Origin of the sequence: Dyella solisilvae (assembly GCF_003351225.1) — a bacterium.
GTDB lineage: Bacteria > Pseudomonadota > Gammaproteobacteria > Xanthomonadales > Rhodanobacteraceae > Dyella > Dyella solisilvae.
This window is the reverse complement of sequence record NZ_QQSY01000001.1, coordinates 518531-531338: the sequence shown is the minus strand read 5'-3', so window position 1 is coordinate 531338 and position 12808 is coordinate 518531. Positions and strand designations below refer to the sequence as shown.

Genomic DNA, 12808 nt, shown 5'->3' with positions numbered 1-12808 from the left:
CGACCCTGCCGCCCTGCCGCCATGCCCCTGCTACCCATCTGCCGGTCCCCTGGTCTCGGCGCGCGGCTCCCTGATGGAGTCGCGTCACTCCGTGGCGCTCCCGCTCATCCCTGTGGGTGGATTCCCGCGCTACCGGTCGCGCAGGGATGCCGTCGTCCTTGCTGGTCGGGTAGCCATGATGATGGAGCGCACGCGGGATGGCTTTACATCGAAAGTCATAGGTAAGCGTCGGGCGCCGGCGCTCACGAAGGCTTGACCGTCACCGCTGCCATGCTTGCGGATCCCCCCAAGGCGCCCGCCTTTCCCCAGAGGAGGAGCAAGCATGAGCACGATCCGCGTGGCCGTATTCGTAGGAAGCCTGCGCAAGGAGTCTTTCAATCGCCAACTGGCCCATGCCGTGGAGCGGCTGGCGCCAGCTGATTTCCAGTTCGAACATGTGCGCATCGATCATCTGCCCCTGTACAACCAGGACCTTGATGCGGCCTATCCGGCCGAGTGCGCCAACCTCAAGAAGGTGATCGAGGCAGCCGACGCGCTGCTGTTCGTCACGCCGGAGTACAACCGTTCGATGCCCGGCGTGTTGAAGAACGCCATCGACATCGCCTCGCGTCCCTGGGGGACCAATTCCTTCGCCGGCAAGCCGGGCGCCGTGATCGGCATATCGGTCGGAGCGACCGGCACGGCGTTGGCCCAGCAGCATTTGCGCAACGTCCTGGCCTATCTGGACGTGCCCACCCTGGGACAGCCAGAGGTGTTCATCCAGCACAAGGAAGGCATGTTTGACGCCGAGGGAAACTTCACCCACGAGAGCACGAAGAAATTCGTGCACGGGTTCGTGGATCGCTATGTGGCTTGGGTGAAGCGCTTCCCCAAATAGGGCGCCTAACATGCGACGCCCCGGCTTGGCCGGGGCGTCGGGCGGAAGCGGGAACGGGCCTGCGGGCCTTAATGGGCGCCGGTTGTACCCGTCGTTCCGGTGGTGCCTTGGGTACCGTTGTGGCTGCCGCCGTCGTTGAGCGCGGCGGCCACCACCGCGACGCCGACGGCGCTGGCGCCCACGTAGAGCGGCGTGAGGTTGCCGTTGGCGGCCGCGCCCGCCGCTCCGGCGCCGGGGATGGTTGGAGCGGCGCCCAGCGACGTGGCCGGAGCTTCCTGCGATGTTGCGGATTCCTGCGCCATCGGGGCCGTGGTCTGAGCCACGGCATGGGCGGCCAGGCTGGTCATGGCGATGGCGGCGAGCAGCTTTTTCATGGGATCTCCCTATCTTGAGCGGACTTGGCGTGGGCCAAAGTCCATGCACGATAGGGAGTCGCAGGCCTCGGCGAAGTCGGCCACGCAAGGCAGAAAGTCCCGGCGCCCGACCTGTCTGGCCGTCGGGGCGGGACGATGGGGTGTCGGCCACCTACATGGGGCGAAGGGACGGACTCAGGCCTCGTTGGCGCCCGAGCCGCACAGCTTCTCCAGCAACTGCACCTGCACGTTGCGCGCCGGCTGGCTGGCGGCGGGCTTGGTCCGCACGTAACGCCCATCGGGCTGGAGCAGCCAGGCGCTGGCGTTGTCGCACAGGTACATCTCCAGCTCTTTCTTCAGGCGCGCCTGCAGCTTCTTGCCCTCGATCGGAAAGCCAGTCTCCACGCGGCGGTCGAGGTTGCGCTCCATCAGGTCGGCGCTGGCCAGGTAGAACTGCTCCTCGCCGTTGTTGGCGAAGCAGTACACGCGACTGTGCTCCAGGAAACGGCCGACGATGGAGCGCACGCGGATGTTGTGCGACACGCCCGGCACGCCGGGGCGCAGGCAGCACATGCCGCGGACGATCAGGTCGATCTTCACGCCGGCCATGCTGGCCTTGTACAGCGCGCGGATCATCTTCGCGTCGGTCACCGCATTGATCTTGAAGATGATCTGCGCCGGCTTGCCGGCGGCGGCATGCGCGGTCTCGCGCGCGATCAGCTCGAGCAGGGTCTTCTTCAGGGTGAACGGCGCGTGCAGCAGCTTCTTCATCTGCAGCAGCTTGCCCATGCCGGTGAGCTGGCTGAACAGCTTGTGCACGTCCTCGCACAGCGCCTGGTCGGAGGTCAGCAGGCTGTAGTCGGTGTACAGGCGCGCATTGCCGGTGTGGTAGTTGCCGGTGCCCAGGTGCGCATAGCGCACCAGCTCCTCGCCTTCGCGGCGCTGGATCAGCATCAGCTTGGCATGCGTCTTCACCCCGACCACGCCGTAGATCACCATCGCGCCGGCCTGCTGCAGGCGCGAGGCGAGCGACAGGTTGGATTCCTCGTCGAAGCGTGCGCGCAGCTCGATCACCACGGTCACTTCCTTGCCCGCGCGCGCCGCATCCACCAGCGCGTCGACGATCTCGGAGTTGGCGCCGCTGCGGTACAGCGTCTGCTTGATCGCCAGCACGCTCGGATCCTTCGCCGCCTGGTGCAGCAGATCGACCACCGGCGCGAACGATTCGTACGGATGCAGCAGCAGCACGTCCTGGCGGCCGATCACCTGGAACAGGTCTTCGGCCTTCTTCAGCGCCTTGGGGATGGACGGGGTGAACGTGGGATATTGCAGCTCGGGGCGGTCGGTCTTGTTGATCAGGCCGAACAGGCGCGCCAGGTTCACCGGGCCGTTGACCTCGTACATCTCCGCCGCGGCGAGGCCGAACTGGCGCAGCAGGTAATCGGTGAGTTCGGCGGGGCAGTTGTCGGCCACCTCCAGGCGCACGGCGTCGCCGAAGCGGCGCGAATACAGCTCGCCGCGCAACGCGCGTGCCAGGTCTTCGACGTCTTCAGGGTCGATGGTGAGGTCGGCGTTGCGGGTCAGCCGGAACTGGTAGCAGCCGCGCACGGACATGCCAGGAAACAGCTCCTCGGCATGGGCATGGATGATGGAAGACAGCAGCACGAAATTCTCGCCGCCCTCACTCACCTCGTCGGGCAGGCGGATCAGGCGCGGCAGCACGCGCGGCGCCGGCACGATGGCGAGGCCCGAGTCGCGGCCGAACGCATCGGTGCCTTCCAACTGCACGATGAAGTTGAGGCTCTTGTTGACCAGCAGCGGGAAGGGATGGGTCGGGTCCAGGCCGATCGGCGTGACCAGCGGCGCCACCTCATTGCGGAAGTACCTGCGCACCCACAGCTTCTGCTTGTGCGACCACTCGTTGCGCCGAACGATGCGGATGCCGTTGCGCGCGAGCTCGGGCAGGATGCGATCGTTGAGAATGGCGTACTGCCGTTCGATCTGCTTGTGCGTGATCTCGCTGATCTCGGCCAGCGCCTTGCGTGGCGATACGCCATCGGAGCCGACGATCTCGTGGTCGAAGGCGATCTGGCTCTTCAGGCCGGCCACGCGGATCTCGAAGAATTCGTCGAGGTTGCTGGAAAAGATCAGCAGGAACTTCAATCGCTCGAGGATCGGCTTGCTCTCGTCCAGCGCCTGGTCGAGCACGCGGATGTTGAACTGCAGCTGCGAGAGTTCGCGGTTGAGGTACAGGTTGGGATCGTTGAGGTCCGGCGGCGCACTCGCCGTGGCGGACGCGGGCGCAGCGGGCTCGGCGGGCGGGTTGCGCGCGGGTTCGGCACGCTCGTTGTCGCGGGCGGCGCTGGAACGAACGACATCGGTACTCATCGGCTCACCGTTCATGGGGCGGACGTGCGGCGGCGCCGCGAGTCCGCAAAGGCACATAGTACGGCTCCGATAAAGACCGGGCCATGGCAGCGCAGCAGGCGTCTCGCGCTGTCACGTGACGTACATCTTGTGCATCGTTTTTGACATGTTCGTGACAATGCCGACGGCTGCGTCATGGCTTCGTGACGCGAAACTATCCGTTCGCCCCTCCTGACGGAGCGCGCGCTGTGCGCGATCCAGCCTGCCGTTTGCTCGCAGCATCGCAAGGACATGTTGCGCACTGGGCGCCTTGCCGCTTGAGAAGGAAGCACTCAGGGCAAGCCCAAGTAACGGCTCGGCGCGACGCCAAGCACGCGCCGGAATGCTGCGGTGAACGCGCTGGGGTTGCCGTAGCCCAGGTCCACTGCCACCTGGGTGATCGGCTCGCCGTTGCCCAGGCGGGTGAGCGCCGAAAGCAGGCAGGCCTGCTGCCGCCATGCGGTGAAGCTCATGCCGGTTTCCTCGCGGAAGGTGCGGGTGAAATGGCGACGGCTCATGCCGGCGCGCTGCGCCATGTGGTCGATCTTCACTTCCTGGGAAGGCTGTTGCAGCAGTTCACGGCACAGTGCGGCCAGCCGCTTCTCATGCGGCAGCGGTGCGCTCAGCGGCAGCGCCGGCATTCGCCTGATCTCGTCCAGCAGCAGCGCCATGACGCGGCCGTCGCGGCCATCGATGTCGTATTCGGCCGGAAGGTCGACGGCCTCTTGCAACAGTTCGTGCAGCAAGGGCGAGACGGCGATCACCTGGCAGTGCTGGGGCAGCCCGGCCAGACGCGCGGCCTCGGCCGTCACATAGGCACTGCGGGTGGCGACGGTTCCTCCCATGTGCACCTCATGGGTCACCCCGGGCGGAATCCAGAGCCCCCGACGTGGTGGCACCACCCAGCTGCCTTCGCTCGTGAAGGTGGTCAGTACTCCCGTGGAGGCATACAGCAGCTGGCCGCGGCGGTGGGAGTGCGCCGGCAGCACATAGTGCGTCGGATAGTCGTTGCCGGTGGCGATCACGTCACGCGGGGTGTTCTCGTAGGCGTCGGCGCGGGTATTGCGCACGGTTTTGGCCCAAATTCAACAGAAATTGACCCGACGATGTGTGCGGGCCGGGGCTGTTCACTTTAAGGTGAGCGCCCTGGCGCAGCAACCCGCGACGCCATGCCGCAACCCAGAGCCTTTCCATCCATGCAGACCCGCGTTCAAGACGTCCCCATGCCGGCGGCAGCTTCCCACGCCGAACCGGGCACCGAGTTCCGCATCCTCGGCGCCATCAGCTTTTCGCATCTGCTCAACGACATGATCCAGTCGTTGATCCTGGCCATCTATCCGATCCTCAAAAGCGGCTTCAACCTGAGCTTCGCGCAGATCGGCCTGATCACGCTGACCTACCAGCTGACCGCCTCGCTGCTGCAGCCGGCGGTGGGCCTGGTCACCGACAAGAAGCCGATGCCGTACTCGTTGCCGATCGGCATGGGTTTCACCCTGTGCGGCCTGCTGCTGCTGGCGACCGCGCCTAATTTCGCCGTGCTGTTGGTGGCCGCGGCGCTGGTGGGTACCGGCTCCTCGGTGTTCCATCCGGAGTCCTCACGCGTGGCGCGCATGGCCTCGGGCGGACGTCACGGCCTCGCCCAGTCGCTGTTCCAGGTCGGCGGCAATGCCGGCGCGTCGCTCGGACCGTTGCTCGCCGCATGGATCATCGTGCCGCACGGGCGCGGCAGCGTGGCCTGGTTCGCGCTGGCTGCGTTGCTGGCGATCGTGGTGCTGCTGCAGGTGAGCCGCTGGTACCGTGACCATCACGCGGTGCGGGGCAAGGCGAAGTCGCGCCACGCCGCGCTGGCGCCGTTGACCCGCGGGCAAGTGGCGTGGTCGGTGCTGATCCTCGGCCTGCTGATCTTTTCCAAGTACTTCTACCTGGCCAGCATCAGCAGCTATTACACGTTCTACCTGATCCACAAGTTCGGTGTGTCCGTGCCGCTCGCGCAGACGCACCTGTTCGTGTTCCTGTTCGCAGTGGCGGCCGGTTCGCTGATCGGTGGCCCGGTGGGCGACCGCATCGGCCGCAAGTGGGTGATCTGGGCTTCGATCCTGGGCGTGGCGCCGTTCACGCTGCTGCTGCCCCACGCCAACCTGTTCTGGACAGGTGTGCTCACGGTGATCATCGGCCTGATCCTGGCCTCGGCGTTCTCGGCCATCCTGGTCTATGCGCAGGAACTGATTCCCGGGCGCGTGGGCATGGTGTCGGGCCTGTTCTTCGGCTTCGCCTTCGGCATGGGCGGCATTGGCGCCGCGGTGCTGGGGCAAATCGCCGATGTGAGGGGCATCGAGTACGTCTACGGGCTGTGCGCTTACCTGCCGCTGCTGGGCATCATCACGGCTTTCCTTCCCAACCTCGAGGCCAGGTCGGCCAAGGCGTGATCGATGCTGCCTCCCGATAGGAGCGCACGACGCGTGCTCCTATCGGAGGGGCAAGATCAGGCGCCGACCACCACCGGCTCCGGTTCCAGCCGCACGCCGAACTTCGCCTGCACGCCTTCGATGACGCGCTGCGCGAACGCCCACAGTTGGGCGCCGCTGGCGCGGCCGTGGTTCACCAGCACCAGCGCATGGCGGTTGGAAATGCCGGCGTCGCCCTCTCGCTCGCCCTTGAAGCCGCTGCGCTCGATCAGCCACGCGGCCGAGAGCTTCCAGCGCCCGTCGGCGCCGATCCATGACACCAGTTCCGGATGTTCCTGCTTCAGTGCTTCGCCGACCGAAGCGTCCACGATGGGATTCTTGAAGAAGCTGCCGGCGTTGCCGATGACGGCGGGATCGGGAAGTTTTTTGGTGCGCAGGTGCACGACCGCCTCGGCCACGTGGAACGGCGCGGGCTTGTCCACGCCCATGCGCGCCAGTTCCTCGCGGATGCCGGCGTAGTCCAGGCGCAGTTCGTGCGAGCGGGGCAGAGCGAAGCGCACCGCGGTCACGATGTAGCGACCGGGCTGGTGCTTGAACACCGAGTCGCGATAGGCGAAGGCGCAGGCGGTGCGATCCAGCACGGCCACGCGCTGCTCCTGCGTATCCCACGCCTCCACGCTCTCGATGAACTCGGCGACCTCGGCCCCGTAGGCGCCGATATTCTGGATCGGCGCCGCGCCGACGGTGCCGGGAATCAGGATGAGGTTCTCAAGACCCGCATAACCCTGGCCCAGCGTCCAGCGCACGAAATCATCCCAGCGCTCGCCGGCGGCCACCGCGATGCGAGCCAGTTCGCCGTCCTGCTCCACCTGCACGCCGCGCGTCGCCATCGCGAGCACGGTGCCGTCGAAGTCACCGGTGAACAGCATGTTGCTGCCTTCGCCCAGCACCAGCAGCTTGCCCTGGCGAACGGCAGGGAAGGCCAGCAGTTCGGGCAGCTTGGCCGCGTCGTGGATCTCGGCAAGCAGGCGGGCGCGTGCGTCGACACGCAACGTGTTGCGTGCACCCAGCGGGGCATTCTCGATCAGCGTATAGCCGCCCATGTCGATGCGCTCAACCGCCATGGTTGTCCCCGCGCTGGCGACGGATTTCGTCCACGCATTCGGCAATCAGCGCCGGGCCGAGGAAGACCATGCCGGAATAGATCTGTACCAGCGAAGCGCCGGCGCTGATCTTTTCCGCGGCGTCGCTTCCATCGAGGATGCCGCCCACGCCGATGATGTCGAGCTGGTTGCCTACGCGCTTGCGCATGCCGCGCAGCACGGCGGTGGAGCGGGCGAACAACGGCTTGCCGGACAGGCCGCCGGTTTCGTTGCCTAGCGGATCGCTGGCCACCGACGAATGGTCGATGGTGGTGTTGGTGCAGATCACGCCGTCGATCTTCACGGCCAGCAGCACCTCGGCGATGGCGTCGAGCTCGGCCTCGCTGAGGTCGGGTGCGATCTTCAGCAGCATCGGCTTGCGCGCGCCGCTTTGCGAGCCGAGGCGCTCCTGCGCCTCGCGCAGCGTCTCGATGAAGCGTCGCAGCGTGGCCTCTTCCTGCAGGTCGCGCAGTCCCTGCGTGTTGGGCGAGGAAATGTTCACCGTGATGTAGCTGGCCAACGCATAGACCCGCTCGAGGCAGAAAAGGTAGTCGTCGACTGCCTTCTCGTTCGGCGTGTCCTTGTTCTTGCCGATGTTGATGCCCAGCACGCCGCGATAGCTCGATTGCTGCACGTTGCGCACCAGCGCATCGACGCCGGCATTGTTGAAGCCAAGTCGATTGATTACCGCCTCGTGGCGGGGCAGCCGGAACATGCGCGGCTTGTCGTTGCCCGGCTGCGGTCGTGGCGTGGTGGTGCCGATCTCGACAAAGCCGAAGCCGAGCGCTCCGAGGCCGTCGAGATGGTCGCCGTTCTTGTCCAGGCCGGCGGCCAGGCCCACCGGATTGGGAAAACGGATGCCGAGCGCGGTGGTCGGGAGTTCGGCCGGCGGCTTGGCGACCAGGTGCGCGAAGTTGCTGCGCTGGGCCACATCCAGGCCATACAGGGTGAGGCCATGGGCCGTTTCCGCGTCGAGCGCGAACAGCAGGGGGCGGATCAGGTTGTACATGCTCAAGGCAGGGCGCCCACGTAGATGACGGTGTCGTAGTCGAAGCTGATGCGGCCGTTCACGGCGCAGCGGTCGAACAATTCGCGCAGTGCGTGGATCATCGGCTCATGTTGCGGTTGGTCCGCGCGTGGCGCGTAGGAGGACGAGAGCAGGCGCCCGCGTACGCCGTCGAAGTCCAGCTGTTGGCCATGATCGAAGCGACCCATGCCCAGGTAGCCGTCGCCGAACCAGGCGCGCAGCTGGGGCTCGTCGCCGTAGCGTTCCGCCACGCTGGTGTAGTCGGTCCCATAGGTCTTGAGCAGGGCCTCGTAGCCTTCGAGGAACGGCGTGCCTACCAGGCGACGCGAGTTCCAGATGATGGCGGCCAATCCGGCGGGCTTCAGGATGCGCTGGAATTCACGCCGCGCGGCCTGTTGATCGAACCAGTGGAAGGCCTGCGCCACCGTCACGAGATCAAAGCTCGCGCCGTTGAGACCTGTGGCGGTGGCGTGGCCGTCGACCATGCGAAAGCGCTCGTTGTCGCCCAGCCATTGCTCGGCGGCGAGGCGCATCGGTTCGTTCGGTTCCACCGCGGTCACGCGGTAACCGCCATCGAGGAACAGCTTGCTGGAGATGCCGGTGCCCGCGCCGATGTCGGCCACCTGCCAGTGCGGATTGACGCCGTACTCGCGCTGCAGCCACTCCAGCATGGCGACCGGGTAGTCGGGACGGTAGCGCACGTAGTCGGCGACGCGGTCGCTGAAGCGCTCGGTGGATCTGAGGTCGGTCATCGGCGTCATCCCATCAACAGTTGGCCGCCATCGACGCACAGCGTCTGGCCGGTGATCCAGCCGGCGAACGGCGAAGCGAGGAACAACGCGACGTTGGCGATTTCTTCCGGCTTGCCGTAGCGACCGAACGGTATCTTGGCCAGCGTCTGATGGTACAGCTCCGGCGCTTCGGCCTTGCGGCGGTCCCACAGGCCGTCCGGAAACTCGATCGAACCCGGCGCGATGGCGTTGACGCGGATGTGGTGCCTGGCCAGTGCCAGCGCCTGCGAGCTGGTGTACTGGTTGAGCGCCGCCTTGACGGCCGCATACGGCGCGCTGCGCGGGCTGGGATGGAAGCCCGCGATCGACGAGGTGTGCAGGATGCACGCGTGCTGCGACACCTTCAGGTGGGGCAGCGCTGCATGCGAGGCGCGCACGGCGGCCATGATGTCGACATTGAAGCCCGCCAGCCAGCTGGCATCGTCGTTGGTGAAGCCATAGCCGCTGGCGTTGTTGACCAGCACGTCGATGCCGCCCAGCACTTCGGACGCCTCGCGGATGTAGGCCTCGATGGCGGCGGGATCGGAGAGGTCGCAACTGCGCGTATGCGCCGTCACGCCTTGGGCGGCGATCGCATGGCGAACTTCGTCCAGCGCCGCTTCGCCACGGGCGCAAACCGACACCGACGCGCCCGCCTGCGCAAACGCCAGGGCGATGCTGCGGCCGATGCCCTTGCTGCCGCCCGCGACGACGACGCGATAACCCTGGAAGTCGAACCGTGAGCGCTGGCCCGCGGTGGTGTCTTGCGTGGTGCTCATGACCTCACCAATGCAGCGAATGGATGCCGATGCCCACGCCCAATGCGAGGAAGGCGAAGACCACCGCGACGGCGAGCAGGGCGATCGCCAGGTGCACGTAACCCAGCACCAGGCCGGCCACCGCAAGGCCATCACCCTCCATGGTCCCCGGCTGGGCGCGGCGTATCTCGGCGCGCGCCAGGTGGCCGCAGATGACCGCCACGATGGCGCCGATGAATGGCAACACGAGCCAGCAGGCGATGCCGAAGCTCAGGCTGACCACGGCCAGCGCGTTGGTGCTGCGATAGGTGGTGGGCTGGTAGCTCATGCAATGCACCGCAGGTGACGCGCGAGTCGAAAGTGGCGACCGGCGATGGCCGGTCGCCACAGCTGTCTTACAGGTCGAACTTGATGCCCTGCGCCAGCGGCAGCGAGTTCGAGTAGTTGATGGTGTTGGTCTGGCGGCGCATGTAGACCTTCCACGCATCCGAGCCCGACTCGCGACCACCACCAGTTTCCTTCTCACCGCCGAAAGCGCCACCGATCTCCGCGCCGGAGGTGCCGATGTTGACGTTGGCGATGCCGCAGTCCGAACCGGCTGCCGACAGATACTGCTCGGCTGACTTGAGGTTCTGCGTGAAGATGGCCGACGACAGGCCCTGCGGCACGCTGTTCTGCAGATCGATCGCCTCGTCCAGCGTCTTGAACGGCATCACGTAGAGGATTGGTGCGAAGGTTTCCGTCTGCACCACTTCGTCGCTGTTGTTCAACCCGGTGACGATCGTCGGCAGCACGAAGTTGCCCTTGCGGTCCGTCAGCGCTGCGCCGCCAGTGAGCACCTTGCCGCCCGAGGCCTTGGCCTTTTCCACCGCGGCGAGATAGGCCTTCACGGCGTCGGCGCTGTTGAGCGGACCCATCAGCGTGGTGGCCAGGGTCGGGTCGCCGATCTTGCCTTCCACCTGCTTGTAGGCGGCAACCAGCTTGTCCGTGACCTCGCCGATGATGGCTTCATGCACGAACAGGCGACGCGTGGTGGTGCAGCGCTGGCCGGCGGTGCCGACGGCGCCGAACACGATCGCCGGGATGGCCAGTTTCAGGTCCGCGCTCTCGTCCAGGATGATGGCGTTGTTGCCGCCCAGTTCCAGCAGCGAGCGGCCCATGCGCTTGGCCACGCGTTCGCCCACGTGGCGACCCACCTTGGTGGAACCGGTGAAGCTGATCAGCGGAATGCGATGGTCGTCCACGAACGCCTGCGACAGCTCGGTCCCTGCGTCGTTGAACAGGAAGAAGATGTCCGGGAAGCCGCCGGCTTTCAGCGCCTCGTTGCAGATCTTCATGGTGGCGATGGCCGACAGTGGGGTCTTCGGCGACGGCTTCCAGATGCAGATGTCGCCGCAGATGGCGGCCAGGAACGCGTTCCATGCCCACACGGCAACCGGGAAGTTGAACGCGCTGATGATGCCGACCAGGCCCAGCGGCTGATACTGCTCGTACATCCGGTGGCCCGGGCGTTCCGAATGCATGGTGTAGCCGTAGAGCATGCGGCTCTGGCCCACCGCGAAGTCGGCGATGTCGATCATCTCCTGCACTTCGCCGTCGCCTTCGGGCTTGATCTTGCCCATTTCCAGCGCCACCAGCGAACCCAGCGCGTCCTTGTGCTTGCGCAGGGCCTCGCCGCACAGGCGGACCGCTTCGCCGCGGCGCGGCGCCGGCGTGGTGCGCCACACCTTGAACGCGTCCTGCGCACGCTGAACGATGATGTCGTAGTCCGCCGCGCTGGAGGCATGCACCGAGGCGATCACTTCGCCCGTTGCCGGGTTGACCGGCTGCAAGGCGCCGGCGTCGGTGGTCCTGGACCACTCGCCGTGACCGAGATACGAGCCCGAATGCGTGTTGCCGATACCGAGTGCGGTGAGGATTTCGTGGGACATGCCTGCTCCTGGACCGAGGCGCGTGGGGATGGCGCCGGGATGAAAACAGCCATTCTAGCAGGCCCCTCGGGACCCCGGATCGCACTGGCCGGCGATCCATGCCAGAATTCCGCTGTTGCCCCCGTAGCTCAGTTGGATAGAGCGTCCCCCTCCTAAGGGGAAGGTCGTACGTTCGAATCGTATCGGGGGCGCCATTCGGATGAAGACCAGGGGCCGGCAGCGATGCCGGCCCTTGCCGTTTCTGGCCAGCGCTGTCGGCGGAGCGGCGACGCGGTGTGGCGGTGCAACAAGTGGCCGGGGCCGGAGTCATCGGCTGGCTGCCAAACGGCGCATGCGATGGGTTCGAGGCCCCGCGCCACTCGGCCGCCACCTGAAGCTCAGGCCAGGATGCCGTGCTCCCGCGCGTAGCTGTAGACCTCGAGGTCGCTCTTCAGGCCCAGCTTGCTCATGGCGTCCATCTTCTGCCGGCTGATGGTCTTCACGCTGCGGTTGAGCTGGCCGGCAATTTCCGACACGGTGAATCCCGAAGCGAACAGTCGCAGCACTTCAGCTTCGCGTTTCGACAAGGCGGGCGGCGCTCCACCTGGAACAGTTGCTCCGCTCACCTCCATCGCCTTGCGAATCTCCGCGCTGAGATAGGGGCGGTTGTGGGAAACGGCCTGGATGGCCAGCGTCAACTCGTTCAGGGCGTCGGACTTGCTGAGCAAGCCACGCACGCCGGCAGCGAGTATCGAACTGAGCACGCCGGCGTTGCTCACCATGGTCAGCACGATCACCGGCAAGTCAGGCCAGCGTCGCCGGATCATGCCCAGCATGTGCAAACCGTCGGCCAGTTGTCCGCCGGGCATGCTGAAGTCGCTCACCACCAGGTCGCAGGAATGCCGTTCGATCGCGGCGAGCAGTTCGGCAGGCGAGCCGACATCGGCCACGACATCGGCACGGATGCTGCTCTCCAGCAGTGAACGTACACCGCTGCGAACAATGGGATGATCATCAGCCAGGATGACGCGAATAGTCACGGTGCGCCGGGTAGGATGTCTTGTCGCGACTAGGTTATCCGATTCCGTACGCCAGGCAGATGAGTCTGATGCCTACGACGTTCAGAGAAGTCTTCAGACGATTCTCATAGTGACGGTTTC

12 protein-coding genes and 1 tRNA gene are annotated in these 12808 nt (G+C 66.0%); 3 read left to right on the top strand and 10 right to left on the bottom strand.

The annotated features are described in order from the left end of the window. Window positions 1-322: 322 nt before the first annotated feature. Window positions 323-877: an NADPH-dependent FMN reductase gene (locus tag DVT68_RS02360; RefSeq protein ID WP_114823443.1), complete on the top strand. Its 555-nt coding sequence runs from the start codon at window positions 323-325 to the stop codon at window positions 875-877. A 68-nt stretch (window positions 878-945) separates the two neighbouring features. On the opposite strand, the gene DVT68_RS02355 is transcribed toward DVT68_RS02360, so the two are convergent. From DVT68_RS02355 to DVT68_RS02345, 3 genes are all read right to left on the bottom strand, one after another. Then, the gene (locus DVT68_RS02355; RefSeq protein ID WP_114823442.1) at window positions 946-1251 is read right to left on the bottom strand and encodes a hypothetical protein; all 306 of its coding nucleotides are present in this window, start codon (window positions 1249-1251) and stop codon (window positions 946-948) included. 174 nt (window positions 1252-1425) lie between these two features. Continuing rightward, complete coding sequence (gene ppk1 / locus DVT68_RS02350) at window positions 1426-3618, bottom strand: polyphosphate kinase 1 (protein WP_114823441.1); 2193 nt, start codon at window positions 3616-3618, stop codon at window positions 1426-1428. A gap of 311 nt (window positions 3619-3929) precedes the next feature. Continuing rightward, complete coding sequence (locus DVT68_RS02345) at window positions 3930-4706, bottom strand: AraC family transcriptional regulator (protein ID WP_114823440.1); 777 nt, start codon at window positions 4704-4706, stop codon at window positions 3930-3932. Window positions 4707-4859: 153 nt separating this feature from the next. Here DVT68_RS02345 and DVT68_RS02340 point away from each other — a divergent pair, with 153 nt between their 5' ends. Further along, window positions 4860-6062, top strand: a complete 1203-nt coding sequence (locus tag DVT68_RS02340; RefSeq protein WP_343126346.1) for an MFS transporter — start codon at window positions 4860-4862, stop codon at window positions 6060-6062. A 56-nt stretch (window positions 6063-6118) separates the two neighbouring features. Here DVT68_RS02340 and murB read toward each other — a convergent pair whose 3' ends face one another. The 6 genes from murB to amaB form a co-directional block, all read right to left on the bottom strand. Beyond that, on the bottom strand, window positions 6119-7144 hold the full coding sequence (murB, locus tag DVT68_RS02335; RefSeq protein WP_114824349.1) for a UDP-N-acetylmuramate dehydrogenase: 1026 nt from the start codon (window positions 7142-7144) through the stop codon (window positions 6119-6121). 10 nt (window positions 7145-7154) lie between these two features. Further along, on the bottom strand, window positions 7155-8192 hold the full coding sequence (locus DVT68_RS02330; protein ID WP_114823438.1) for a quinone-dependent dihydroorotate dehydrogenase: 1038 nt from the start codon (window positions 8190-8192) through the stop codon (window positions 7155-7157). Window positions 8193-8194: 2 nt separating this feature from the next. Then, entirely contained in the window at window positions 8195-8962 is a 768-nt protein-coding gene (locus tag DVT68_RS02325; protein WP_114824348.1) for a class I SAM-dependent methyltransferase, read from the bottom strand. Window positions 8963-8967: 5 nt separating this feature from the next. Beyond that, window positions 8968-9759, bottom strand: a complete 792-nt coding sequence (locus DVT68_RS02320; RefSeq protein ID WP_114823437.1) for an SDR family NAD(P)-dependent oxidoreductase — start codon at window positions 9757-9759, stop codon at window positions 8968-8970. Window positions 9760-9763: 4 nt separating this feature from the next. Continuing rightward, window positions 9764-10066: a DUF4190 domain-containing protein gene (locus DVT68_RS02315; protein ID WP_114823436.1), complete on the bottom strand. Its 303-nt coding sequence runs from the start codon at window positions 10064-10066 to the stop codon at window positions 9764-9766. Between the two features lie 67 nt (window positions 10067-10133). Then, the gene (gene amaB, locus DVT68_RS02310; RefSeq protein ID WP_114823435.1) at window positions 10134-11669 is read right to left on the bottom strand and encodes an L-piperidine-6-carboxylate dehydrogenase; all 1536 of its coding nucleotides are present in this window, start codon (window positions 11667-11669) and stop codon (window positions 10134-10136) included. A gap of 117 nt (window positions 11670-11786) precedes the next feature. Between amaB and DVT68_RS02305 the strand changes: the two genes are divergently transcribed. Further along, a tRNA-Arg gene (locus DVT68_RS02305) sits at window positions 11787-11863 on the top strand. Window positions 11864-12046: 183 nt separating this feature from the next. Here DVT68_RS02305 and DVT68_RS02300 read toward each other — a convergent pair. Further along, window positions 12047-12688 (bottom strand): response regulator, encoded by a 642-nt coding sequence (locus DVT68_RS02300; RefSeq protein ID WP_114823434.1) that lies wholly within the window; start codon window positions 12686-12688, stop codon window positions 12047-12049. Window positions 12689-12808 lie beyond the last annotated feature (120 nt).